Annotated in this window: 22 protein-coding genes and 1 other RNA gene; 11 read left to right on the top strand and 12 right to left on the bottom strand. The window is 59.1% G+C overall.

What is annotated here, in order from left to right; translation table 11 throughout:
* The first annotated feature begins 556 nt into the window (after positions 1-556).
* The gene (locus RYB66_RS03900) at positions 557-1,720 is read left to right on the top strand and encodes a putative zinc-binding metallopeptidase (RefSeq protein ID WP_005731470.1); all 1,164 of its coding nucleotides are present in this window, start codon (positions 557-559) and stop codon (positions 1,718-1,720) included.
* A gap of 52 nt (positions 1,721-1,772) precedes the next feature.
* Here RYB66_RS03900 and RYB66_RS03895 read toward each other — a convergent pair whose 3' ends face one another.
* On the bottom strand, positions 1,773-2,261 hold the full coding sequence (locus tag RYB66_RS03895) for a GNAT family N-acetyltransferase (protein ID WP_005782942.1): 489 nt from the start codon (positions 2,259-2,261) through the stop codon (positions 1,773-1,775).
* A gap of 226 nt (positions 2,262-2,487) precedes the next feature.
* Between RYB66_RS03895 and ffs the strand changes: the two genes are divergently transcribed.
* Positions 2,488-2,584: signal recognition particle sRNA small type (gene ffs / locus RYB66_RS03890), an RNA gene on the top strand.
* A 180-nt stretch (positions 2,585-2,764) separates the two neighbouring features.
* Here the strand turns inward: ffs and RYB66_RS03885 are convergent.
* The gene (locus RYB66_RS03885) at positions 2,765-3,418 is read right to left on the bottom strand and encodes a DUF1826 domain-containing protein (protein ID WP_005744329.1); all 654 of its coding nucleotides are present in this window, start codon (positions 3,416-3,418) and stop codon (positions 2,765-2,767) included.
* A 336-nt stretch (positions 3,419-3,754) separates the two neighbouring features.
* On the opposite strand from RYB66_RS03885, the gene RYB66_RS03880 reads away from it, so the two are divergent.
* A complete protein-coding gene (locus RYB66_RS03880) occupies positions 3,755-4,879 on the top strand; it encodes a mechanosensitive ion channel family protein (protein WP_016981414.1) in 1,125 nt (374 codons plus the stop codon).
* Between the two features lie 17 nt (positions 4,880-4,896).
* On the opposite strand, the gene acpA is transcribed toward RYB66_RS03880, so the two are convergent.
* Entirely contained in the window at positions 4,897-6,582 is a 1,686-nt protein-coding gene (gene acpA / locus RYB66_RS03875; RefSeq protein WP_316893849.1) for an acid phosphatase, read from the bottom strand.
* Positions 6,583-6,675: 93 nt separating this feature from the next.
* Positions 6,676-7,461 (bottom strand): substrate-binding periplasmic protein, encoded by a 786-nt coding sequence (locus tag RYB66_RS03870; RefSeq protein WP_004667473.1) that lies wholly within the window; start codon positions 7,459-7,461, stop codon positions 6,676-6,678.
* A gap of 109 nt (positions 7,462-7,570) precedes the next feature.
* Here RYB66_RS03870 and dnaX point away from each other — a divergent pair, with 109 nt between their 5' ends.
* The 4 genes from dnaX (at position 7,571) to pdxB (ending at position 11,815) form a co-directional block, all read left to right on the top strand.
* Complete coding sequence (gene dnaX / locus RYB66_RS03865) at positions 7,571-9,784, top strand: DNA polymerase III subunit gamma/tau (RefSeq protein WP_005782948.1); 2,214 nt, start codon at positions 7,571-7,573, stop codon at positions 9,782-9,784.
* A 61-nt stretch (positions 9,785-9,845) separates the two neighbouring features.
* Positions 9,846-10,172 carry a YbaB/EbfC family nucleoid-associated protein gene (locus tag RYB66_RS03860; protein WP_002552818.1) on the top strand — a complete coding sequence of 109 codons (327 nt, stop codon included), beginning with the start codon at positions 9,846-9,848 and terminating at the stop codon, positions 10,170-10,172.
* A gap of 156 nt (positions 10,173-10,328) precedes the next feature.
* The gene (gene tusA, locus RYB66_RS03855; RefSeq protein WP_002552819.1) at positions 10,329-10,583 is read left to right on the top strand and encodes a sulfurtransferase TusA; all 255 of its coding nucleotides are present in this window, start codon (positions 10,329-10,331) and stop codon (positions 10,581-10,583) included.
* Between the two features lie 89 nt (positions 10,584-10,672).
* Positions 10,673-11,815 (top strand): 4-phosphoerythronate dehydrogenase PdxB, encoded by a 1,143-nt coding sequence (gene pdxB / locus RYB66_RS03850; RefSeq protein WP_005744333.1) that lies wholly within the window; start codon positions 10,673-10,675, stop codon positions 11,813-11,815.
* Positions 11,816-11,887: 72 nt separating this feature from the next.
* Here the strand turns inward: pdxB and RYB66_RS03845 are convergent, their stop codons facing one another.
* Positions 11,888-12,058: a PA1571 family protein gene (locus RYB66_RS03845; RefSeq protein WP_316893846.1), complete on the bottom strand. Its 171-nt coding sequence runs from the start codon at positions 12,056-12,058 to the stop codon at positions 11,888-11,890.
* 280 nt (positions 12,059-12,338) lie between these two features.
* Here RYB66_RS03845 and RYB66_RS03840 point away from each other — a divergent pair, with 280 nt between their 5' ends.
* Positions 12,339-14,108, top strand: coding sequence for an ABC transporter transmembrane domain-containing protein (locus RYB66_RS03840; RefSeq protein ID WP_117139978.1), 1,770 nt, complete (start codon positions 12,339-12,341; stop codon positions 14,106-14,108).
* A gap of 63 nt (positions 14,109-14,171) precedes the next feature.
* Here the strand turns inward: RYB66_RS03840 and RYB66_RS03835 are convergent, their stop codons facing one another.
* Both RYB66_RS03835 and RYB66_RS03830 read right to left on the bottom strand, forming a co-directional pair.
* On the bottom strand, positions 14,172-14,453 hold the full coding sequence (locus tag RYB66_RS03835; protein ID WP_004658419.1) for a pyrimidine/purine nucleoside phosphorylase: 282 nt from the start codon (positions 14,451-14,453) through the stop codon (positions 14,172-14,174).
* A gap of 112 nt (positions 14,454-14,565) precedes the next feature.
* Complete coding sequence (locus RYB66_RS03830) at positions 14,566-15,108, bottom strand: exonuclease domain-containing protein (RefSeq protein WP_005744336.1); 543 nt, start codon at positions 15,106-15,108, stop codon at positions 14,566-14,568.
* A 249-nt stretch (positions 15,109-15,357) separates the two neighbouring features.
* Here RYB66_RS03830 and RYB66_RS03825 point away from each other — a divergent pair, with 249 nt between their 5' ends.
* Positions 15,358-16,194 (top strand): substrate-binding periplasmic protein, encoded by an 837-nt coding sequence (locus RYB66_RS03825; RefSeq protein ID WP_016981409.1) that lies wholly within the window; start codon positions 15,358-15,360, stop codon positions 16,192-16,194.
* Positions 16,195-16,230: 36 nt separating this feature from the next.
* Here RYB66_RS03825 and RYB66_RS03820 read toward each other — a convergent pair whose 3' ends face one another.
* Together RYB66_RS03820 and eat are read right to left on the bottom strand one after the other, a co-directional pair.
* Complete coding sequence (locus RYB66_RS03820; protein WP_002552826.1) at positions 16,231-16,398, bottom strand: DUF2897 family protein; 168 nt, start codon at positions 16,396-16,398, stop codon at positions 16,231-16,233.
* Between the two features lie 119 nt (positions 16,399-16,517).
* Positions 16,518-17,882: an ethanolamine permease gene (gene eat / locus RYB66_RS03815; RefSeq protein ID WP_005744338.1), complete on the bottom strand. Its 1,365-nt coding sequence runs from the start codon at positions 17,880-17,882 to the stop codon at positions 16,518-16,520.
* Between the two features lie 291 nt (positions 17,883-18,173).
* Between eat and pyrF the strand changes: the two genes are divergently transcribed.
* Positions 18,174-18,872 carry an orotidine-5'-phosphate decarboxylase gene (gene pyrF, locus RYB66_RS03810; RefSeq protein WP_057405192.1) on the top strand — a complete coding sequence of 233 codons (699 nt, stop codon included), beginning with the start codon at positions 18,174-18,176 and terminating at the stop codon, positions 18,870-18,872.
* Positions 18,873-18,939: 67 nt separating this feature from the next.
* Here pyrF and RYB66_RS03805 read toward each other — a convergent pair whose 3' ends face one another.
* On the bottom strand, positions 18,940-19,947 hold the full coding sequence (locus RYB66_RS03805) for an NADP-dependent oxidoreductase (protein ID WP_010197167.1): 1,008 nt from the start codon (positions 19,945-19,947) through the stop codon (positions 18,940-18,942).
* Between the two features lie 231 nt (positions 19,948-20,178).
* On the opposite strand from RYB66_RS03805, the gene RYB66_RS03800 reads away from it, so the two are divergent.
* Positions 20,179-21,114: an LD-carboxypeptidase gene (locus tag RYB66_RS03800; protein ID WP_005744339.1), complete on the top strand. Its 936-nt coding sequence runs from the start codon at positions 20,179-20,181 to the stop codon at positions 21,112-21,114.
* Between the two features lie 30 nt (positions 21,115-21,144).
* On the opposite strand, the gene RYB66_RS03795 is transcribed toward RYB66_RS03800, so the two are convergent.
* On the bottom strand, positions 21,145-22,338 hold the full coding sequence (locus RYB66_RS03795; protein ID WP_016981406.1) for a benzoate/H(+) symporter BenE family transporter: 1,194 nt from the start codon (positions 22,336-22,338) through the stop codon (positions 21,145-21,147).
* Positions 22,339-22,454: 116 nt separating this feature from the next.
* The gene (locus RYB66_RS03790; RefSeq protein ID WP_004658431.1) at positions 22,455-22,925 is read right to left on the bottom strand and encodes a MarR family transcriptional regulator; all 471 of its coding nucleotides are present in this window, start codon (positions 22,923-22,925) and stop codon (positions 22,455-22,457) included.
* Positions 22,926-22,999: the final 74 nt, after the last annotated feature.

Genomic DNA, 22,999 nt, shown 5'->3' with positions numbered 1-22,999 from the left:
ATCGTGCGACGCTCCGCGTCGCATGCCGTTCTGGACGCTCTGCGTCCGGTCTTGAATGTGATGGTGCGGCGTAGATCTGTGACGCAGAGCGTCACGCACTGCATTCCCACGCTGGAGCGTGCGGAACGATAATCCCAACTACCGTGCGATGCTCTGCTTAGGCATGTCTTGATCATCGTGAGACGCTCCGCGTCGCATGCCGTTCTGGACGCTCTGCGTCCAGTCTTGAGTGTGATGGTGCGGCGTAGATCTGTGACGCAGAGCGTCACGCACGGCATTCCCACGCTGGAGCGTGCGGAGCGATAGTCCCAACTACCGTGCGACGCTCTGCGTCCGATCTTGAATGTGATGGTGCGGCGTAGATCTGTGACGCAGAGCGTCACGCACGGCATTCCCACGCTGGAGCGTGCGGAACGATAATCCCAACTACCGTGCGACGCACCGTTTTCGCCCACGCAAACGCCGTCGACGCTATCCGTCCCCACCGTTCGATAATATTTTGAACCCCTGAAGCTTAGGCATGATCTAGTCCATGCAAGGCCAACGGGAGATCGCCATGTATCGCTTTTTCGAGCAATTGAGTTCACGCATTACCGCCCCATTTGTCGGCGAATCCAAACGTAACAGCAAGGTCTGGCAGTGCACATGCGGCCAGTCGGTGTTTTTCCCCAATTCCCAATGCCTGGCCTGTTCGGCTGCGCTGGGTTACCTGCCCGAGCAGGGCCGCGTGGCTACGCTTGAAGCGGGGCCTGAGCCTACCTGGCGCCTGAGCGACGAGCCGGGTGCTGGTCTGTATCGACGTTGCGCCAACCTCGATACCCCGGCAGCCTGTAACTGGCTGTTTCCGGAGCACAACGCCGGTGAGTTTTGCGTTGCGTGCAGCCTCAATCGCACCATTCCCGACCTGTCCATCGCCGAAAACGGTGAGCGCTGGCGCAAGGTCGAGACCGCCAAGCGTCGTCTGGTTGCGCAGCTGATTTCCCTGGGGCTGCAGGTCATCCCCAAGAGCGTCGATGAAGAAGCCGGCCTGGCCTTTGACTTTGTCGGTGTCGATCTGGAAGGCAAGCTGCCGACCACTGGCCACGCCAATGGCCTGATCACCCTGAACATCGAGGAGGCCGACGACGCTCACCGCGAAGCGATGCGCGTGCAGATGCACGAACCCTACCGCACCTTGCTCGGCCATTTCCGCCATGAAGTTGGCCATTATTACTGGGATCGACTGATCGCCAATACCCACTGGCAGGACGGTTGCCGCAATCTGTTCGGCGACGAGCGCGCCAGCTACGCCGATGCGCTTGATCACCACTATAAAAACGGCGCGCCCGACAACTGGCAGGAAAGCTTTGTCAGTGCTTACGCCACCATGCACCCGTGGGAAGACTGGGCCGAAACCTGGGCTCACTATCTGCACATGATGGACGCGGTTGACACTGCCTTGGGTTTTGGCATGAGCGCCCGCGACATGGAGCTGGACTACCAGCCATTCCCGCTGGAAGTGCTCTACGATCCACAGCACCCAGGCGGCCCGGCGTTCCTGTCGTTCGTCAACGCCTGGATCGAACTGGCCAGCATGCTCAACGAGCTGTCACGCAGTATGGGTCAGCCGGACTTCTATCCGTTCGTGCTGCCTCCTGCGGTAATCGCCAAGCTGCATTTTATCCACTTGGTGATTCAGGATGCGGGTGGCAAGGCCGACGAGGTGTTGCAGGCTCAGTAACCCAGACAGCGCCTGACATCGCTGGATGTCAGGCGCGTGCTCAAACTTCGTATCAAAGTGTCAGCACCAGCCTGCGCTCAAAACCGATCCTTCCGCGGTAAGCCTCTCCTGTGTCCACCCAGCCCTGACCTGAATAAAGCCCGATAGCAGCGCTATTATCTGCATCTACCGAGAGCATCAAATGCGTGATGTCTGGCCACTTCAGGCGTAGCGCCGCAGGCAACGCCTGCAAGCACGCTTTGCCTAGCCCCTTGCCCTGTTCGCGATGATCTATTTGCAACGCATGCAGCGTCGCAGCCAGCTCCTCCTGAGCCCAGTGCGGCAGACAGTCGCCACGCTTGAGCAGGAAAAAACCAACCGGCTTGTCGTCGCCCAGCAGCACAAAGCCGCAAACATTCGGGCTGGGGTTGACCAGCAGAGTATTGAGCGCGGTGTAAATATCACCGGAGAACTGTGTCTGCTCCTGCGTCACCTCAAGGTGTCCGAGCTGTTGACGTTGAGAGGCGTTGAGGTCGTGGTAGTCGACCAATCGAGTCTGCATGAGCAACCTGCTGGCTGATTATTGTTGAGGCGGGCAGGGTACAGGATCGAATAAGGGTGTTTCGAGGATTTGTGACATCAACGACCGATGCAGCTTTGCGTTTCAGCCCCTGCACACAAGTGCTTGAGCCCCCTCGAAATTTTTATCCGAACCAACGGTTGTAAACTCACGCCAGACCGGTACAATGGCGCGGCTCGCCAACTGGTGAGTGTCGTTATGGTGACCCCATCGGTCCCCCCGCAACGATTACCCGTGAACCTGGTCAGATCCGGAAGGAAGCAGCCACAGCGGGAACATTGTGTGCCGGGGTGTGGCTGGTGGGGGCACCACCTATCTCAAGGTCCTTTTCTGAAAGGGGCTTACCCGTAAAAATGAAAGCCTATTCCTGTTTCGACTGCGCCATGCGCTGGCGAGAACTTCGTGCGTCTGTAAAAACAGTTTGCCCGGCACGGAGATAACCGCCGGATGTCTCCAATCCGGCGGTTAATCCTGCGTGGCCTGCCTTACTGCCATCGTGCCAGGAAGATGGAGCGACCACTCTGATGGGGCGAGCGGTGTACCAGTTTGGGAATGCTGTCTTCGCAAATACCTTTGCCCGCAAAGAAATAGAAGCGGTCTTGCTTGGCTTCTTTGGTTCTCTGCTCAACAGCCCTGGCATCCAGAGGCGTCATTTTCCCAAAATGCCCCGCTTCAAATATTCCTTCTGATTCTGCGCGCTTCACGTATTCGGTGCCGCGACCCTCGATGGTGGCGATGCAGATGACCTTTTTCGGCCCTTTATCCTGATGCCATTGGTCTGCGCCCTGATTTTTGGCCCTTCGCAGTTGGAACTCATGAGGCCTCAATTGTTGTTGCTTCCCGGTAAGAGTGGTTGCAATGTCCTTCGCTACGGCTGTTGTTGATCGTTCGTAGTCGGTTGCTTTCAAATCAATAACCTTTCCAACGGTCTCCTGTCTCCAGGCGGGGTTACTGAGACTGCTTTGCTCATGCAAAAAACGTCTTGTAGGTTCTGCTATGGGAACGGTGAAATACCCTTTCTCCATGAGTTTTGCCGTCTTTTCCTGAATCTGTTCCGGCTTCAGCTTCAACTCATCAAAAGGCTGGGGCTGGGTGTAGTAAGCCGATGTGCCAACTCCGCCGCGAATGCCGTAGGTCACGGATATTTTCCTCTGGTTGAATGTGGTGTTAACCACGAATTGGCCTTTTGGGCCGCTTGAACGCTTGGTGCTTGGTAGCCCGTCGCTCGGGGCCGTGAGTGGCAACTCATTGAGGAGAGGTTCCATGCTGTCCGATCAGTTTCGACGAACAGTGAAAACTCGGTGTGCGTTCAGGTGATCGATCAATAGCCAATTCAACTGAACCCTCACTCCTACACACCCCCTAACCCCTTACGCGTCGCTTGAAACCGTTTTACGGCAAGGGGCAATTCAAGTCGCTGCGGGTGTCACGGGCTTTTCGGTCAGGCGTCTCGTAGCAGTGGAGCCGGGGGCCGGATGGAACAGGACATCATCAGATTTTTCACAGACTCGCAATTTCTGGGCATTTCGCTCGCCAACTGGATACTCGCTGTGTTCGCCTCGACCATGAGTTTTATTCTGGTCAGGGGGGTTATCGGTTTTGTGCTCCGAAAGATGCGCTCGCGGCCTGGTTCGCCCAGCACGCATATGCGCTACATCGTGGTGCAGGTGCTGTCGGGCACCAGTAATACGCTGTTGCTGCTGGCTTCGATTCTGATCGGGGTGGGCATGCTCGATCTGCCAGAGCGCTGGCTTGGGCGGGTCAGCAGTCTGTGGTTCGTGGTTGCTGCATTGCAGGTCGGGTTGTGGGCGAACCGGGCAATTGCACTCGCGCTGCAGCGCTACTTTGTACGTCACAACGCTGGCGGCACCTATCAGGGCAGTGCGCTGGCAACGTTGAGTCTGTGGGGTGCGAAGGTGTTGCTGTGGGCCACGGTGGTCATGGCGATGTTGTCGAACGTCGGGGTCAACATCACCGCGTTTGTCGCCAGCCTCGGGGTGGGCGGTATTGCGGTTGCGCTGGCGGTGCAGAACATTCTGGGTGATGTGTTTGCCTCACTCTCCATCGCAGTGGACAAGCCTTTTGAAGTGGGCGATTTCATTGTGGTTGGCGCGCTGTCCGGTACGGTCGAACATGTCGGTCTGAAGACCACGCGCATCCGCAGCCTGGGCGGCGAGCAGATAGTGATGGCCAACGCCGACATGATCAACAACACCATTCAGAACTACAAACGCTTGCAGGAGCGGCGCATTGTCTTCGAATTCAGGCTTACTTATGACTGCTCTGTCGATCAGATACGGGAAGTGCCAAAGAAAGTAGAAACGATCATCAACGCGCAGAAACTGGCCCGTTTCGACCGCTCGCATTTCCGTGGTTTTGGCGAAACGTCACTGGAGTTCGAGACCGTCTTTATCGTTCTCGACCCCAGCTACAACGTTTATATGGATGTGCAGCAGGCGATCAATCTGGACATCATGGAAGCCTTCGCCGAACTGGATGTGCGTTTCGCGTTCCCGTCCCGCACGGTGTATGTGGCGTCCCTGCCACCGGTCAAGACGTCGCGTCCGACTGCACTGGAGGCAGCCGACGCGAGTATCTGAGCTCTATAGCGACGGACTCAGGCAGGAAAGTGCAATGCGTTGGTCAGGTCGCCCATGGGAGCCTGGCCGCGCGCGATCATGGCGTCGTCGCGGCGCTTCAGCCCGTCGAGCTTTTCCAGGCCGTGAACACGGGTAATCAGGCGCAGAATCGAGGCCGTGTCGTAGACCGTGTGGTCCACCTTGCCTTTGCGGGCGAAGGGTGAAATGACCAGCGCCGGAACACGCGTGCCAGGGCCGAAGCGGTCGCCTTTGGGCGGTGCGACGTGGTCCCACCAGCCGCCGTTCTCGTCTACAGTCACGACGATCACCATGTTGTCCCATTGCGGGCTCTTGCGCAGCACCTTGATCACCCGGTCGATGTGCCGGTCACCCGCAGCCACGTCGGCATAACCGGCGTGCATGTTCAGGTTGCCCTGGGGCTTGTAGAAGGTTACCGCGGGCAACTTGCCGGCTTCGGCATCGGCGAGGAAGCGGTTGGTGCTCGACTCGTCACCCAGGCCGCCGTCACGCAAACGTTTTTTGCGTTCTTCAGGGTTTTGCGGACCCTGTTGCTTGAAGTAGTTGAACGGCTGGTGATGGTATTGAAAGTTAGGGATTTTCGGGATTCCCGTGGAGTCCTTGAACTCGTCCAGCGTCACTTGCCAGGCCCCAGCGTACCAGGCCCAGTCGACATTTCTTTTCGACAGTTTGTCGCCGATGTGTTCGTGGCTTTGCGGAACCAGCACGTTGGGCAGATCCGGTTTCGAGTAATCAGGGTTCTGCGGGTCGCGCAGCCAGGTTGGCCAGTAGGGCGGGGCCATGGTGTTGACGGCGTAGTTGTCCGGGGTAATGGCGCTGGGGCCAAACTGCGGTGGCCCCTCCATTGCGCTGGCAGGCGACTTGTCCAGTGGCTTGAGGCGCGGGTCTTGCGGGTTGAAGCTCTGCAGGGTTGCGATCTGGGATTTGGCCGGAGACTCGGCAGCGTTGGGGTAAATCGGCGCGGTGGCTGAAATCAGGTACTGGTGGTTGAGGAACGAGCCGCCGAATGCACCCTGAAAGAAGTTGTCGCACAGCACGAATTCCGAAGCAACGTCCCACAGGCGCAGCGAGTACTGAGTCTGTGCGTAGTTGCCCATGGTCAGCCCGCCAGCGTCGGCCCAGGCGACGAATCGATCATTGCGGCCGTCGTTGATCTGCATCTGATTCTGATAGAAAACGTGCCACAGGTCGCGAGTGACCAGACTCAGCGGCAGGTCTTCGCCGTTCGGCCCCTTGAGCGGGAAGGGAGCGTTGGGCAGGTCTTTCTGAAACTGCTCGCCTGCCGGGTAGGTCACGCCGTCAACGGTTTGCGGCCCGACCTGCAACACACCACCCCAGGCGGGCGGCAGTTTGGACAATAGCGTGCCGTCGCGGTCGCGCTGTTCATAGTCGGAAGGTCTGAGCGAGGAGAGTGGCTTCTGGACCCCGGGGAAATCGCCGAACAGGTTATTGAAGCTGCGGTTCTCGGCGTAGATCACCACAATGGTCTTCACGTTTTCGCGCAAGGCCCGGTCCAGCGCCGGCCCGGCAAGATGATGATGCTTGTCGTTGTCGGCGGGCGGTTTCTCGTGGGCCGAAACGTAACTGCTCAGCGTGACGCCTGCGCCCAAGGCAGCCATCCCGCCCAGAAAACGACGGCGGCTGGGGTTGTTGTTGGTGTCTTCGTCGTCTGGTCTGTCGCTCATCGCCAAATACTCGCGCTGGTTAATGTATTACCAAAGATTTCAGGCGAGCGTAACGACGGAATATGACGCTATTGCTACACCGCAGATGAAGGGTTACGGGGGCGTGGGCGCGGTGTAGTGATCGATGATTTGCTGAATCTCGCCCGACAGGCGCATTTGCACCAGTGTGCGCAGGATTTTACCTGTCGGCAGCTCGGGGGTGTTGCGTATCAGGCAGGCCGCAGGCTGCTCTGCAACCAGCGATATGGGCTTCAGCCTTCTGCCGACAGGCAGGTTTCGATTGGTCCATTCAAGGATCAACTGGTTGGTCACGGCGTAGTTGTAGCGTCCAGCCATCAGCTTGCCGAGCGTCTGGTTCTGTGTGCGCGCGTCTTCACGTATCAGTTGATGATTATCGAAAAGATGCTGCAGGGCAGGGTAGTTGTAGCCAAGTACCGTGCCGACGGTTTCATTGTCGAACTGCTCCGGGTAAGGACCCGCAGCTGTTTCGGCTGAAGCGACCAGCCAGTCGCGTTGGTAGAGAATCGGCAGGCTCCAGAGGTAATCCCCGGACAGATCGGGATACCACGCCTGTGAGCTGTAGCAATGCATGTCTACTTCGCCACGCTCAAGCGCCGACTGGATGCGCAGGCGCGGCATCACGTGGTACCTGGCTTCAAGGCCGACATGGTGCGCAACGCTTTGCATGATGTCGAACAGAATGCCGGATTCGGGCCGAAAGTCGGTGATATGCATCATCGGCATGGTCCACCCTTCGTTGACCGCGAAGTCCAGAGTGCCTTTGGCCGCGCTCACCGTCTGCATCGACAGCAACAGCATGCACGCCACGGCTGCACGAGGCAGCCGTGGCTCTGCAAAAGTCCGTTTAAAGCGCGTCATTGGATTCATTTGCTCAGCTTAGCCACAATAGAGGCGGACACCAGATGCAATTTTGCCCCTGCTCGGCTAGCATTGGCGGTCTTCCGCTTACCAGTTGCGACGGTTTTAAATGAGTTATCAGGTTCTTGCACGTAAATGGCGTCCGCGCTCGTTCCGCGAAATGGTCGGCCAGGCTCATGTGTTGAAGGCCCTGATCAACGCGCTGGACAGCCAGCGCCTGCACCATGCCTATTTGTTCACCGGCACGCGAGGCGTCGGCAAGACCACTATCGCGCGGATCATCGCCAAGTGCCTGAACTGCGAAACCGGCATCACCTCTACGCCCTGTGGCACCTGCTCGGTGTGCAAGGAGATCGACGAGGGCCGTTTCGTCGATCTGATCGAGATCGACGCCGCCAGCCGCACCAAGGTCGAAGACACGCGCGAACTGCTGGATAACGTGCAGTACGCGCCAAGTCGCGGTCGCTTCAAGGTCTACCTGATCGACGAAGTGCACATGCTCTCCAGTCACTCGTTCAACGCCTTGCTCAAGACGCTTGAAGAGCCGCCGCCCTACGTCAAGTTCATCCTCGCTACCACCGATCCGCAGAAGCTGCCTGCGACCATTCTGTCGCGCTGCCTGCAGTTCTCGCTGAAAAACATGACGCCAGAACGTGTGGTCGAGCACCTGACCCACGTGCTGGGCGTCGAGAATGTGCCGTTCGAAGACGATGCGCTGTGGCTGCTCGGGCGCGCTGCCGACGGTTCGATGCGTGACGCGATGAGCCTGACCGATCAGGCCATTGCCTTTGGTGAAGGCAAGGTCATGGCTGCCGATGTGCGCGCCATGCTCGGCACACTGGATCATGGTCAGGTGTTCGATGTGCTGACTGCGTTGCTGGAAGGCGACGCGCGCGGTGTGCTGGAGGCGGTACGCCACCTGGCCGAGCAGGGGCCTGACTGGAATGGTGTGCTCTCGGAAATTCTCAATGTTCTGCACCGCGTGGCGATTGCCCAGGCGTTGCCCGAAGGCGTCGACAACGGGCACGGCGACCGCGACCGGGTGTTGGCGCTGGCCCAGGCATTGCCTGCCGAAGACGTGCAGTTCTATTACCAGATGGGTCTGATTGGTCGTCGTGACTTGCCGCTGGCCCCGGATCCGCGTGGCGGTTTCGAGATGGTCCTGCTGCGCATGCTGGCATTCCGCCCGGCCGATAACGACGATGCGCCGAGGCAACCGCTAAAGCCGGTGGGGATCAGCCAGGCCACGGTTGATTCCCGAAAAGCAGTGGCCGATGCGACACCTGTTGCATCGGTAGCTCCCGCAGTTTCAACAGCACCGGTGATGGCTGCGCCCGATCCGGCCTTCGAAGCGCTGCCGCCAGCCGCCGCCCCGATGCCGACCGCTGCTGCACGAGCTGAGCCCGCAGCACAGCCAGAATCACAGCCGCAAGCACAGCCCGAGCCGGTCGAAGAAGTCGATCTGCCGTGGAATGAGCCAAAGGCACCGGTTGCCGAAAAAAACGCTGAATCCGCACCTGACACTGGCACTGTTGCAGAACCGGTAGCCGAGCCGGTTCTGGAGACTGTCTCCGAACAGCCAGACCTCACGCCAATGCCGACGCCTGCGCCCGCCAGCCCAGTGCCAGATGCGCCGGAGGCGGAACCTGCGCAGCCGGTTGCCGAGCAGCAGGTTACACCGGCGATGCTTGAAGCCATCCCTGATTCCGCCTATCTGTCCATGAATCCGGATTCGATGTCTTCGAATTCCGGCCCAATGGGGCGCGATGACGAGCCGCCAGCGGATGACGATTACGTCGAGCCGGATATCGACATCGACCCGGCGTCCTATAGCTATCTGGATGAACTGGCCCACGAGAGCGTCGTCGAGCTTGAAGCGGTCGAGCCCGAGCCCGCTCCGGCCGCCAAACCAGCCACCGGCCTTGCTGCCGACTGGCTGGAGGTATTCCCCAAACTGCCGATCTCCGGCATGACCGGCAGCATTGCCGCCAACTGCACCTTGATGGCGGTCGATGGCGATAAATGGCTGCTGCACCTGGACCCGGCGCACAGCGCCCTGTTCAACTCAACCCAGCAGCGCCGCCTGAACGATGCGTTGAACCAGTATCATGGTCGCACGATCAATCTGAGTATCGAGCTGATCAAGCCCGAGCAGGAAACTCCTGCCCAGGCTGCTTCGCGACTGCGTGCCGAGCGTCAGCGTCAGGCCGAAGCCTCGATCCAGGCCGACCCGTATATCCAGCAGATGTTGCAGCAGTTTGGCGCTGTTATCCGGGAAGATACTATCCAGCCCGTAGACGCGCCTGCGGTGCAGCCTCAATAACTGAACACAGGGCGCCATTGGCGCCGCGCAAAAAAACCATCCATTTTCGAGGAGATATCCCATGATGAAAGGTGGCATGGCTGGCCTGATGAAGCAGGCGCAGCAAATGCAGGAAAAAATGGCCAAGATGCAGGAAGAACTGGCCAACGCGGAAGTCACCGGTCAATCGGGCGCAGGCCTGGTGAGCGTCGTGATGACCGGTCGTCACGACGTCAAGCGCATCAATCTGGATGACAGCCTGATGCAGGAAGACAAGGAAGTGCTGGAAGACCTGATCGCCGCCGCCGTCAACGACGCCGTGCGCAAGATCGAGCAGGCCAGCCAGGACAAGACCGCTTCCATGACCGCAGGCATGCAGTTGCCACCGGGCATGAAACTGCCGTTCTGACGGTCGTCTGGGTCACGATCAATGCCAGGCCATGTGCCTGGCATTTTTCTGTCTGCTGTCTTGCTGCGCGCCGCCGTTCGGCATCAGTACAACCATCAGTATTTGGCCTGACCGACTGAATTGAGCGACAATCGTCACCCGCCTCTGGAGTGCCCCATGTCTGAGCCCATTGAAAACCTCACCGTCGACGCCGTGCTGGACGCTGTCGGCCTGTTCTGTCCGGAACCGGTGATGATGCTGCATCAAAAGGTGCGTGACTTGCCTGCGGGCGGCCTGCTCAAGGTGATCGCGACCGATCCGTCCACGCGCCGAGATATTCCGAAGTTCTGTGTATTTCTTGGGCATGAGCTGGTTGCGGAGCAGGCTGAAGAGGGCACGTTCCTGTACTGGATACGCAAAAAGCCTGATTGATTGTTACATCGCTGCAACCCGCGCCGGTTCACGACGCACCTGTTCCCACTGGGGACCGGTCCCTGCTCGCCAGACCCAGAGAGTCTTCCATGCGCATTGTTGCTGACGAAAATATTCCCCTGCTCGACGCTTTTTTCGCTCATTTCGGTGAGATTCATCGCTTGCCGGGACGCGCCATAGATCGCGCTGCGGTGGCGAACGCCGACATCCTGCTGGTGCGCTCCGTGACACCCGTAACCCGTGAGCTGCTCGAAGGCAGCCCGGTGCGGTTTGTCGGCACCTGCACCATCGGCACCGATCATCTGGATCTGGACGGGTTTCAGCAAGCCGGTATCCAGTGGGCCAGCGCACCGGGCTGCAATGCGCGCGGCGTGGTGGATTACGTGCTCGGCAGCCTGCTGACCCTGGCTGAAATCGAAGGCGTCGACCTCGCGCAACGTACTTACGGTGTGGTCGGTGCAGGGCAGGTGGGTGGTCGTCTGGTCGATGTCTTGAAGGCGCTTGGCTGGAACGTACTGGTCTGCGATCCGCCACGCGAGTCTGCCGAAGGTGGTGACTTCGTCAGCCTTGACGAGATATTGCAGCGCTGTGACGTCATCAGCCTGCACACGCCGTTGAGCAAGACCGGGGCGTTGGCAACCTGGCACCTGCTCGACGAAACCCGTTTGCGCCAACTCAGGCAGGGCGCCTGGCTGATCAATGCCAGCCGTGGTGCCGTGGTGGACAACACTGCGCTGCACGACGTGCTGCTTGAGCGCGAAGACCTGCAAGCCGTGCTGGATGTGTGGGAAGGTGAGCCGCAGGTCAACGTGGCGCTGGCCGACCTGTGCGTTCTGGGTACGCCGCACATCGCCGGTTACAGCCTTGATGGCAGGCAACGGGGTACTGCGCAGATCTATCAGGCGCTGTGTGCCTTTCTGGGGCAGCCTGCGGTGATAAAACTGGACGATCTGCTGCCCAAGCCGTGGCTGGCGCAGGTCAGTCTTGATGCTGCAAGCGATCCGGTCTGGGCACTGAACATGCTGTGCCGTGGCGTGTACGACCCGCGGCGTGACGATGCAGACTTTCGGCGCAGCCTCACCGGCGACACTGCCAGTCAGCGGCTGGCCTTCGATGCCCTGCGCAAGCATTACCCGCCACGTCGGGAAATCGAAGGTCTGAAGGTCCGTTTGGAAGGTGAGTCCGGGGGGCTGGCGCAACTCGTGCAGGCGCTGGGGGCCGTACTGGTCTGATCGTCCGGTAAACGCGGGACATAAAAAACCCGACTCAGGGTCGGGTTTCAAGACATTTGGTCAGGTTCGGTTTTATTTTTCCGGGGTTACCCAGTTCTTGTCGCATTCCTGGCAGGCGGCCTGAACCATTGCTTCAGTGATCAGGACTTCTTGCCCATGCTCGTCGAGAATTGTACCGCCAACCGGCAGATTGGGCGTGGCTCGAACGACTGGAACTTCGTTGCTGCGCTCTTGCAGGCTCATGGTGTTTCTCCTTTCATCAGGTAACGGCGTTAAATTAACCGCGCTTGATGACCGGTCCGTGACAGGTTCTGTCAGCCGCTCAAACGCGTTCCCAGTGCAACAGAAATGATGCAAATCTGCCAGCAGGCGCTTAGATCGATGTCTTATAGCGCCTCTGTAAAGCAGTCATAACCTGACCTTTGAAGCCGGGCGCAAGTTCATTCGAAATGATGCACAGCGCGTCATGCATGACAGGTGTAGGCTTCGCTATTCAGACAGATCGGGCAAACAGGCAGGCTTCATGATTTCACGGATTACCCGACGTCACCGCCAGGCACTTCGCCTGGCCGCGAGTTTCATTGCGCCGTATCGCTGGCAAGCGTTCGGAGCGTTGTTGGCACTGGTCATTACCGCGGGTATCACCCTGTCGATCGGCCAGGGCATCAAGCTGATGGTCGATCAGGGCTTCATGACCCGCTCGCCGCAGTTGCTCGAGCGCTCGATCGGCTTTTTCATGCTGCTGACGGTTGGCCTGGCCATCGGAACGTTCGCCCGCTTTTATCTGGTGTCATGGATCGGCGAGCGCGTGGTCGCCGACCTGCGCAAGAAAGTATTCGATCACCTGATAGAGCTGCATCCGGGCTTCTACGAGAACAATCGCAGCTCGGAAATCCAGTCGCGGCTGACTGCCGATACCACGTTGTTGCAGTCGGTGATCGGCTCGTCACTGTCGATGTTCCTGCGCAACGTACTGATGGTCGTTGGCGGCATCATGCTGTTGTTCATCACCAACCCCAAGCTCACCAGCATCGTGGTGGTGGCGTTGCCGCTGATCATCGCCCCCATTCTCATGTTCGGACGGCGGGTACGAAACCTGTCGCGCGAGAGCCAGGATCGGGTCGCCAATGTGGGCAGCTACGTGGCCGAAGCGCTGGGGCAGATCAAGACGGTGCAGGCGTACAACCATCAAGAGCAGGACAAACAGCGTTTTTCACATACGGTGGAGCAGGCGTTCGATACCGCTCGCAAACGGATTTTGCAGCGCTCCTGGCTGATTACGCTGGTGATCGTTCTGGTGCTGGGCGCAGTGGCGGTAATGCTGTGGGTGGGCGGCATGGACGTGATCAGCGGACGTATTTCCAGCGGGGAGCTGGCAGCGTTTGTGTTTTACGCGCTGATGGTCGGCATGGCGTTCGGAACGTTGAGCGAGGTGATTGGCGATTTGCAGCGCGCCGCCGGTGCCGCAGAGAGGATTGGCGAGCTGCTTCAGGCTCGCAGCGAGATCAAAGCGCCAGCCACAGAGCTGCAGAGCCTGCCGCAACGCATCAGCGGGCGGCTGGCGCTGGAGAATGTCACTTTCGCCTACCCGTCGCGTCCCGAGCGCAATGCGCTGGATAACCTGACCCTGAACATCGAGCCCGGTGAAACCCTGGCGCTGGTCGGGCCTTCCGGAGCAGGTAAGTCGACTATCCTCGACCTGCTGCTGCGTTTCTACGACCCGATTCAAGGGCGCATCCTGATTGAGGGCGTGCCGATCGCACAGCTCGATCCGCACGATCTGCGCCGCTGCTTCGCGCTGGTTTCACAATCACCCGCGCTGTTTTTTGGCAGTGTCGAGGACAACATTCGTTACGGAAACGCCACTGCGAGCCTTGAGCAGGTACAGGCAGCAGCGCGTATCGCCCATGCGCACGAGTTCATTCTCGACATGGCCGACGGCTACGGTACGCATCTGGGTGAGGGCGGGGTGGGATTGTCCGGCGGACAGCGGCAGCGTCTGGCGATTGCCCGCGCGTTACTGGTCGATGCGCCGATCCTGTTGCTGGACGAGGCGACCAGTGCGCTGGATGCGCAGAGTGAGCACTTGATTCAGCAAGCCTTGCCAAGCCTGATGCAGGGCCGTACTACGCTGGTCATCGCCCATCGACTGGCCACTGTGCAGAATGCCGACCGGATTGCCGTTATGGATCAGGGCCGGCTGGTGGCGGTCGGTACCCATCAGCAACTGATTGCCAGCAACCCGCTCTACGCACGTCTGGCGGCGTTGCAGTTCAATGCTGGCGTAGAATAGAAAGGGGCAGTATAGGCAGGTGTGCGGGCAAGGTGGGAGGTCAGGCCCCCCACGTGTTCAGTCTCAGCGGTATTCGCACAGGTAAGCGGTATCAACGCTGACCTTGAGCTGGAACTTGCTGTTGGCCGGGACATTGAACTGGCTGCCGGTGGAGAAAGTTTCCCAGTCGGTACTGTCCGGGAGCTTCACGTTCAGCTCGCCGGAGATCACGTGCATGATTTCCCGTTGCGCTGTACCGAACTCATATTCGCCCGCCGCCATGACACCGATGGTTGCCTGACCGTCGACCTGACTGAAGGCGATGGATTTGACGGTGCCGTCGAAGTACTCGTTGACCTTGAACATGGGCGATTCCTTTTGAAAGGGCTGGAAATGGCCAGCCAGTATGCCCAACACGGTAAAACTCGTCACGCCCCTTGCAAGTCGACGCTGAACAAACGACGACGTGCAGCGAGATTCAATTAGGCAGTATCAACGGCAAGAGCCGGGCGGTATTGCGTGCATCAACCAGTGCCCGGTGTTGCTGACCTGTGAATTGCATGCCTGCCAGTTGCAGGGCGCTGTTCAGGCCCATCGGCTTTTGTAACTGACGGGCCTGGGCGAATCGCTGTTTGAGGTTGACATGCGGCATGCTCGACAGTGCGCTGTCGAGGCGATGGTAGCGCCATTCCTCTTCCAGTTGCTGGCGGTCGTAATCCCCCCAGCTGGCCCATCCCAGCACGCGGGCACGGTGATGGCTCAACCAGCGCTCGAACTGAGGCCACACGGTCGTCAGGGGCGCAGCGCTGTCGATACTGCTTTGATTGATATGGGTCAGCTCTCGGCAAAAATGAGTCAGCACAGGCCTGCGTGCGGGTCGTACGAAGCGCTCGAAATGGTCCAGCTCGCGCCCGTCCTGATTGACCAGCGTCGCGCCTATTTCGATGACTTCCATTTCTGCGACCGGCCAGCCACCTTCTTCAGTGGTAGCCTCCAGATCAATCACCAGCCAATGCGGCATCATCAAGCTCCCTTACGATAGTCAATGGCTTCAGCGTAGCCAGATTAGCCTGTTGCGCCCACGCTTGAGGCTGCGCCGACAATATCGTTTTTACAACTGCCCTTACAGTGACCGCTGCTAATGGCATTGGTGCCTCACGCGAGTTCATCGCAGCGGTGCACAATAGTAACCACTGTGAGCAATGCTGACGCCGTTGATTTGACAGTTGTTTAAATCATGGAAACCGCATAGCGTGGAGGGCTTTGATTGATGTCGTGTTTTATGAAAAAATTTGCAGTATTAATTAATGGCGTCGCGCGCACGTTCGCCACAGGCCTTCTGCTCTTTGTGTCGTTCATGGCAACGTCCCAAGTCTATGCCGCGCAGGTCGTGCGGGTGGCCGCCGTGCATTTCCCTCCGTATATGGTCCGCCCTGAAAAAGGCGAAGACGCCGGTCTGTTGCCCAAGCTTATCGATGCCCTGAATGCCGAGCAGGACGATTACGAGTTTGTGATGATCCCCACCTCCGTGCCCCGGCGTTTTCGTGACTTTGCGGAAGGGCGTTTCGATGTTGCGATCTTCGAGAACCCTGACTGGGGCTGGAAGGATATTGCGCACGAAACCGTCGATCTGGGCCTTGAAGATGCCGAGGTCTATGTAGCAAGGCGGGTCGAAGGGCGTGATCAGAATTACTTCGATGATCTGTCTGACAAACGTCTGGCGTTGTTCAGTGGTTACCATTATGGATTTGCCAACTTCAATACCGATCAGAAGTACTTGAGTGAGCACTTCAATGTGACCTCCACCTATTCTCACGACAGTAATCTATTGATGGTGGTGCGCAATCGGGCGGATATCGCGCCTGTTACCCGTTCTTATCTGATTGATTTTATGGCACATAACAAAGATGAAGCGGCGCAGTTAATGGTCTCCGAACGCGTTGATCAGATCTACCGTCAATACGCGTTGTTGCGCCCCAATGGCAACATTGATGTTCCACACTTCAAAGCGCTGCTGGAGAAGTTGCGCGCGGACGGCGAGTTGGAGACGATCTTTCAGCCGCTTCATATCAAGGTGCTTTCGGTCAGCGCAGAGATCGGGAAATAGGCAGGGGCAGGTTTTCAGCCTGCCACCCGGACTTATTTAACGGTCCTTGGCTTCCTTGGCGTCCATTTCGGCGTTGCGCTCATGGACGCGCTTGAGTTGTTCTTCGGTGAGGGGCAGTTTCTTGGCTGTATCGCGCAGCATCATAAGACCGCCGACGATCGAGCCGATGGCTACGAGCAGAATTAACCAGGCATACCAGGGCATAGCGCTCTCCTTGTTGTGATACCGGTTTGAGCAGCGAGGCTGCTCAATGGTTCAAGTGTATGCGCCCTGATCGGGTTGCGTGCAAAACCCTTTGCACGCAACCCCGGAAAGTCTCTGAATTATTGCCCGGTCAGCATCGCGTCGGTCGGTGCATCGGCGCGCGATTTGGCAGTCAGGCTGAAGTAGATAAAACCGATGGCCATCAGCCCGAGGAAAATCAGGCCGATCAGCATGTTGAACCAGGCCATTGCCACCAGGCACACGACTGCCAGAGCCAGCGCAATACCGGGCACCACCGGGTAACCTGGCGCGCGGAAGCTGCGCTCAAGATCAGGCTCGGTCTTGCGCAGCTTGAACAGGCTGAGCATGCTCATGATGTACATGACGATAGCGCCGAAAACAGCCATGGTGATCATCGCGGCGGTGAGTGTCATGCCGCTCAGGTTGACCAGGCCATCGCTGTAAATGGCGGCGATGCCGATCAGGCCACCTGCGATGATCGCCCGGTGCGGTGTCTGAAAGCGTGACAGCTTGGCCAGCGAGGCAGGCAGGTAACCGGCACGGGCGAGGGCGAAGAACTGGCGCGAGTAACCCATGATGATGCCGTGGAAGCTGGCGACCAGACCGAACAGGCCGATCCACACCAGCATGTGCAGCCAGCCGGAGCTGTCACCGACCACGGCTTTCATTGCTTGCGGCAGTGGGTCGTTGATGTTGGCCAGGGTGCGCCAGTCACCTACGCCACCGGCAAACAGCATGACGCCGATCGCCAGTATCACCAAGGTCAGAATGCCGCTGATGTAGGCCTTCGGGATGGTGCGTTTCGGGTCCTTGGCTTCTTCGGCGGCCATTGCAGCGCCTTCAATGGCCAGGAAGAACCAGATCGCAAAGGGGATGGCGGCGAACATGCCGGCAATCGCTTCCGGCCCGAAGGTCTGGGAACCGGCCCAGCCGTTGAGGGCGAAGTTGCTGAAGCTGAATGCAGGTGCGACCACCCCCATGAACACCAGCAGCTCGGCCACGGCGAGAATGCACACGACCAGCTCAAAGGTTGCTGCCAGCTTTACGCCCACGATGTTGAGTGCCATGAACACGATGTAAGCGCCGACAGCCGCATGCTTAGGGTCAAGCCCCGGGTATTGCACGTTAAGGTACGCACCGATTGCCATGGCAATGGCCGGTGGCGCGAATACGAATTCGATCAGCGTGGCCATACCGGCGATCAGCCCGCCTTTTTCGCCAAAGGCGCGGCGGCTATAGGCAAATGGGCCGCCCGCGTGCGGGATGGCCGTAGTGAGCTCTGTAAAGCTGAAGATGAAGCAGGTGTACATGGTCGCAACCATCAAGGCTGTTACCAAAAAGCCCAGTGTACCCGCCACGCCCCAGCCGTAACTCCAGCCAAAGTACTCGCCGGAAATCACCAGCCCGACAGCGATCCCCCATAGATGAATCGTGCCCAGCGTTGGCTTGAGTTGCGTGCTCATGGTCATCTCCCTGAGATTCGGTAATCGTTGAAACATCCTGTTGCAGAGGCCGTGCCAGTGCACTGATCATTGTCGTGTTGCTTCAAAACGGGTCGTTTACAGAACGCTGCAGTGAACCGATTCATCGGGTTGTGCAGGTTTGGTGCAGGCCATCGAAGCAGTGGTCGCTGCGGGTGCAGGGAATCATGACTTTTTATGGACGCGACTGGCTAAATGCCGATCTACGGGTCCCGTCTGCTCGCCGGTTCGGCTACAATGCGCGCCGATTTCGACTTACCTGAGACCACGCTCATGTCCGCCTGCCAGACTCCCGTCATCGTCGCCCTGGATTTTCCGACCCGTGAAGCCGCCTTGCGTTTGGCTGATCAGCTCGATCCCAAGCTGTGCAGGGTCAAGGTCGGCAAGGAGCTGTTCACCAGTTGTGCGGCCGATATCGTCGAGACCCTGCGCAACAAGGGTTTCGAGGTGTTTCTTGATCTCAAATTCCACGATATCCCCAATACCACGGCGATGGCGGTCAAGGCCGCTGCCGAGATGGGCGTATGGATGGTCAACGTGCACTGTTCAGGCGGGCTACGCATGATGACGGCCTGCCGCGAAGTGCTCGAGCAGCGCAGCGGTCCTCAGCCACTGCTGATTGGCGTGACCGTTCTGACCAGCATGGAGCGGGAAGATCTTGCCGGTGTCGGCCTGGATATTGATCCGCAGGTGCAGGTGCTGCGCCTTGCAGCGCTGGCCGAGAAGGCCGGTATGGACGGTCTGGTCTGTTCGGCGCTGGAAGCGCAGGCCCTGAAAGCTGCTCACCCGTCGTTGCAACTGGTGACGCCCGGTATCCGCCCGGCGGGCAGTGCGCAGGACGATCAGCGGCGCATTCTGACCCCGCGCCAGGCCCTGGACGCCGGCTCCGATTACCTCGTTATCGGCCGCCCGATCAGCCAGGCAGCTGACCCGGCGAAGGCCCTGGCTGCGGTGGTTGCCGAGCTGGCTTGAGCGCAAGGGCGCACATCATCAGGCAAGGCACCCCATGCTGAAGCATGAGGTGCCCGGCCCGCGGGCTTTATTCCACTTTCAAGATCAGCTTGCCCTGGTTCTCACCGCTGAACAGCATCTGGAAGGTCTCCGGGAAAGTCTCGAGACCGTCGACGATATGCTCCTTGCTCTTGAGCTTGCCTTCCTTGATCCAGCCCGCCATCACCTCACCGGCTTCAGCGAAGCGCTCGGGGTGGTCCAGTACGATGAAGCCTTCCATGCGTGCACGGTTGACCAGCAGTGACATGTAGTTGGCCGGGCCTTTGATCGCCGTGGTGTTGTTGTACTGACTGATGGCACCGCAGATCACCACGCGCGCGCCGACCGCCAGCTGGCTGAGCGCCGCGTCCAGAATGTCGCCGCCAACGTTGTCGAAGTACACGTTCACGCCATCCGGACAGTGGCGCTTCAAACCATCCATAACGTCTTCGGACTTATAGTCGATGGCTGCATCGAAGCCCAATTCTTCGGTCAGTAAACGGCATTTTTCTGCGCCTCCTGCGATGCCGACAACCCGGCAGCCCTTGAGCTTGGCAATTTGTCCGGCGACGCTGCCGACAGCACCCGCTGCACCGGAAATCACTACGGTATCACCGCTTTTTGGCTGGCCGACATCCAGCAGCGCCAGGTAGGCAGTCATGCCGGTCATGCCCAGAGCAGACAGATAAAGCGGTAGCGGGGCAAGGCTGGTATCGACCTTGTAAAAGCCTTTTGGCTCGCCCACGAAGTAATCCTGAACGCCAAGTGCGCCTTGCAGATGGTCGCCTACGGCAAATTTCGGGTTTTTCGATTCGAGCACTTCGCCCACGCCCAGGGCGCGCATCACTTCGCCCAGCTTTACGGCCGGAATGTAGGATTTTCCGTCATTCATCCAGCCACGCATCGCCGGGTCCAGCGACAGGTATTTGTTCCTGACCAGTATCTGGCCTTCGGCAAGTGCGGTGACCGGAGCCTCTTGATAGGTGAAGTCTTCACGGCGCACATCGCCCGACGGACGCTTGGCGAGCAGGAACTGGCGGTTGGAAAGATCAGTCATGGCAGGGTCTCCAGAAAATGGTTCAAAGATGGATTCAAACGCTCGCCGCGTTGCTCAGGCAAGAAGCGATCATCAAGCGAATGCTGTTTGATCCATGTGATTGATAGGAGTCCGATGCGGCTTTGGCGTTCAGACGGATCTGCAGATGACGCAGGCTGAATGCCGATAGGGCTTGAGTCACTTACGCCGGTGCTCTAGATTCATCGCTCGACAAACGTCTGGATAACCGTAATGCCAGCTACTTCTCCACAGACGCTTCACCCTCAGGTCCTGCGTGCTGGCGACGCCGTGGCGTTGGTATCGCCTGCCGGGCCTGTTGACCCCGGCAAAATCGACGCTGCGGTCGCGGTACTCAAGGGGTGGGGGCTGCGTCCGCGTGTCTATCCGCATGCACTGGGCAAATACTCATTCTATTCGGGAACCGACGAGGAGCGGCTTGCTGACCTTAACGCCGCACTGGCTGATCCGGAGATCCGTGCGGTCATCTGCAACCGCGGCGGCTATGGCGTGCAGCGAATTGTCCAGCAGGTGGATATGGACGCTGTGCGTCGTGACCCCAAGCTGGTGACCGGCTTTTCCGATATCACCGCACTACATGGTGCGCTATGGAACCATGCGCGTCTGGCCACTATTCATGGCCCGGTCGCCTCGCAGCTGGAACGCGGTGGCCTGTTCGTCAGCGGCATGCACCATGTGCTGATGAGTACCGAGCCGGTATTGCTCAAGGCCGATCATGCCTCACCAACGGCGAAGGTCAGAACCGGCGGCAGCGCGCAGGGCCTGTTGCTGGGCGGCAATCTGTGCATCCTCGATACCTCGGTGGGTACGCCGTTCATGCCCGACATGACCGGTGCGATTTTGCTCATCGAAGAGGTCAACGAACCGGCCTATCGGGTTGACCGCATGCTGACCCATCTGGGTAACTGCGGCATCCTTGCGCGTCTGGCGGGTGTCGCGGTGGGCGAGTTCACCCCGGCCGCGAACACCGGCGGCACCATCAGCCCCGCCGATGTGTTGCTGGAACGGCTGGGCAGTCTGGGCATTCCGGTGCTGGGCGGCTTGCCGGTAGGGCATGGAGATCTCAATCAGGCCGTGCCCTTGGGAACGCAGGCAATACTCGATGCAGATGCCGGAACCTTGCTGGTGTCAGCCACTGCCCGTAGTTGATCGTTCTTATGACGTGGGCTTGAGGCAGGCTTATCCGGCCTTGCGTGCATTCAGGATCAGCATGGTCAGCAGGCCCGCAACAATGCCCCAGAATGCCGAACCTATGGAAAACAGCGTCAGCCCTGAGGCCGTCACCATGAAGGTGATAAGAGCGGGTTCGCGCTCGCGGGGCTCGGCCATGGCCACGGTCAGGCCATTGGTGATCGAACCGAGCAGCGCCAGTGCGGCAATCGAAATCATCAGCTCCGTGGGGAACGCACTGAACAGACCTGCCAGCGTGGCGCCGAAAATCCCGGCGATTGCGTAGAAAATCCCGGCCCATATCGCCGCTGTGTAGCGTTTGGACTTGTCCTCGTGCGCATGAGGGCTGGTACAGATGGCGGCGCTGATGGCGGCCAGGTTGATCCCGTGGCAGCCGAACGGTGCGGTAAGCAAAGAAGCAAAGCCTGTTACCGATATCAGCGGTGAGGTAGGCGGGTAGTAACCGTCGGCTCGCAACACCGCCACACCGGGCATGTTCTGCGAGGTCATAGCCACCACGAACAGCGGAATGCCGATGCTGACCGTCGCGGCCCAGGAAAACTCGGGAGTGGTCCAGACCGGCGCGGCGACTTGCAGCGCCAGACCGCTGAAGTTCAGCAAGCCCAGCGCGCCCGATATCCCGATGCCGACCAGCAGTGCGAGCAGCACCGAGTAGCGTGGCGAAAGACGCTTCACCACCAGATACGAGAAAAACATGCCCAACACCAGGCCGGTGCGGTGCTGGGCGGCGATGAAGATTTCACTGCCGATTCTGAACAGGATTCCCGCCAGCAAGGCCGCAGCCAGCGAGGCTGGCAAACGCCTCACGATACGTTCGAAGCTGCCCGTTACGCCGCACAGGATGACCAGCAGCGCGCTGGTCATGAACGCGCCAATTGCCTGCGGATATGTCACGCCACCCAGACTGGTGATCAGCAGTGCGGCACCAGGTGTGGACCACGCCACGGTAATCGGCATGCGGTAGCGCAACGAAAGACCGATGCTGCACACCGCCATGCCCATGAACAAGGCCCACAGCCAGGATGAGATCTGCACGCTGCTCAGCCCCGCCGCCTGTCCGGCCTGAAACATCAGCACCAGTGAGCTGGTGCAGCCAGTCATCATGGCAATGAAGCCGGCAACCACCGCAGACAGCGATGAGTCGGTCAGCGGGCGCAATGGCGCCTTGAGGGTCTCGTTCATGCAGGGCGTTCCTTGAAGCGGGCAGGTAGCAAAGGACGCCAAGCCTAAACGTATGGTCGCGTGGCTTTACGATACAGCGATACGAGTAAACGCCAGCACAGTTGCGACAGTGGCATTTACTCGACGTCAGTCCCGATTGGACACGCACCGGATTGCAGTGTCTGGCCCAGCGCCAGGTTGACTGTCATCCAGCCATCCACCGCTTCCTGACCCGCTTCGGCGAACACGCGTTGCAGCAGCTTGACCTGTTCACGCCGCAACGCCTGCTCGAAACGGGCGCCTTCATCGGTGAGCCCGAGTAGTCGTTTGCGTTTGTCGGTTTCCGGGGCGGTGCTGTGCACCAGGTCCATGCCGATCAGTTGGCGCAACGGGGCATTGAGCGCCTGCTTGCTCACGCCCAATACCGTGAGCAGTTCCTTGACGCTCAGTTCGGGATAGCGAGCGATGAAAAATACAATGCGCTGATGCACGCGACTGAAGCCGCGCTTGGCCAGCATTTCATCAGCCTTGGCGGTGAAGGCCTGATAGCCGAAGAAGAAGGCTTCCATGGCCATTTGTTGATTGGCAGGTTTTTTTAAGTCAAGCATGTTGACGTATCCGGGCTGGGCGTCGTAATTTGAGTCAACAAGTTTGACTTATTTTCCTTCGTCTCGGCTACAGG

Source organism: Pseudomonas syringae group sp. 243L2 (assembly GCF_032587875.1).
Taxonomy (GTDB): domain Bacteria; phylum Pseudomonadota; class Gammaproteobacteria; order Pseudomonadales; family Pseudomonadaceae; genus Aquipseudomonas; species Aquipseudomonas amygdali.
The sequence above is the reverse complement of the archived record's forward strand: the minus strand, read 5'-3'. Positions and strand labels throughout refer to the sequence as shown.

Excerpts from the sequence above, each read along its gene's own strand:
- pyrF (WP_057405192.1), top strand. The coding sequence starts at position 18,174 with ATGTCCGCCTGCCAGACTCCCGTCATCGTCGCCCTGGATTTTCCGACC.
- acpA (WP_316893849.1), bottom strand. The coding sequence starts at position 6,582 with ATGAGCGACAGACCAGACGACGAAGACACCAACAACAACCCCAGCCGC.
- dnaX (WP_005782948.1), top strand. The coding sequence starts at position 7,571 with ATGAGTTATCAGGTTCTTGCACGTAAATGGCGTCCGCGCTCGTTCCGC.
- RYB66_RS03845 (WP_316893846.1), bottom strand. The coding sequence starts at position 12,058 with ATGAGCCTGCAAGAGCGCAGCAACGAAGTTCCAGTCGTTCGAGCCACG.
- RYB66_RS03900 (WP_005731470.1), top strand. The coding sequence starts at position 557 with ATGTATCGCTTTTTCGAGCAATTGAGTTCACGCATTACCGCCCCATTT.
- RYB66_RS03805 (WP_010197167.1), bottom strand. The coding sequence starts at position 19,947 with ATGACTGATCTTTCCAACCGCCAGTTCCTGCTCGCCAAGCGTCCGTCG.
- RYB66_RS03895 (WP_005782942.1), bottom strand. The coding sequence starts at position 2,261 with ATGCAGACTCGATTGGTCGACTACCACGACCTCAACGCCTCTCAACGT.
- RYB66_RS03840 (WP_117139978.1), top strand. The coding sequence starts at position 12,339 with ATGATTTCACGGATTACCCGACGTCACCGCCAGGCACTTCGCCTGGCC.
- RYB66_RS03790 (WP_004658431.1), bottom strand. The coding sequence starts at position 22,925 with ATGCTTGACTTAAAAAAACCTGCCAATCAACAAATGGCCATGGAAGCC.
- pdxB (WP_005744333.1), top strand. The coding sequence starts at position 10,673 with ATGCGCATTGTTGCTGACGAAAATATTCCCCTGCTCGACGCTTTTTTC.
- RYB66_RS03825 (WP_016981409.1), top strand. The coding sequence starts at position 15,358 with ATGTCGTGTTTTATGAAAAAATTTGCAGTATTAATTAATGGCGTCGCG.
- RYB66_RS03830 (WP_005744336.1), bottom strand. The coding sequence starts at position 15,108 with ATGCCGCATTGGCTGGTGATTGATCTGGAGGCTACCACTGAAGAAGGT.
- RYB66_RS03820 (WP_002552826.1), bottom strand. The coding sequence starts at position 16,398 with ATGCCCTGGTATGCCTGGTTAATTCTGCTCGTAGCCATCGGCTCGATC.
- RYB66_RS03880 (WP_016981414.1), top strand. The coding sequence starts at position 3,755 with ATGGAACAGGACATCATCAGATTTTTCACAGACTCGCAATTTCTGGGC.
- RYB66_RS03860 (WP_002552818.1), top strand. The coding sequence starts at position 9,846 with ATGATGAAAGGTGGCATGGCTGGCCTGATGAAGCAGGCGCAGCAAATG.
- RYB66_RS03800 (WP_005744339.1), top strand. The coding sequence starts at position 20,179 with ATGCCAGCTACTTCTCCACAGACGCTTCACCCTCAGGTCCTGCGTGCT.
- RYB66_RS03870 (WP_004667473.1), bottom strand. The coding sequence starts at position 7,461 with ATGACGCGCTTTAAACGGACTTTTGCAGAGCCACGGCTGCCTCGTGCA.
- eat (WP_005744338.1), bottom strand. The coding sequence starts at position 17,882 with ATGAGCACGCAACTCAAGCCAACGCTGGGCACGATTCATCTATGGGGG.
- tusA (WP_002552819.1), top strand. The coding sequence starts at position 10,329 with ATGTCTGAGCCCATTGAAAACCTCACCGTCGACGCCGTGCTGGACGCT.
- RYB66_RS03795 (WP_016981406.1), bottom strand. The coding sequence starts at position 22,338 with ATGAACGAGACCCTCAAGGCGCCATTGCGCCCGCTGACCGACTCATCG.
- RYB66_RS03835 (WP_004658419.1), bottom strand. The coding sequence starts at position 14,453 with ATGTTCAAGGTCAACGAGTACTTCGACGGCACCGTCAAATCCATCGCC.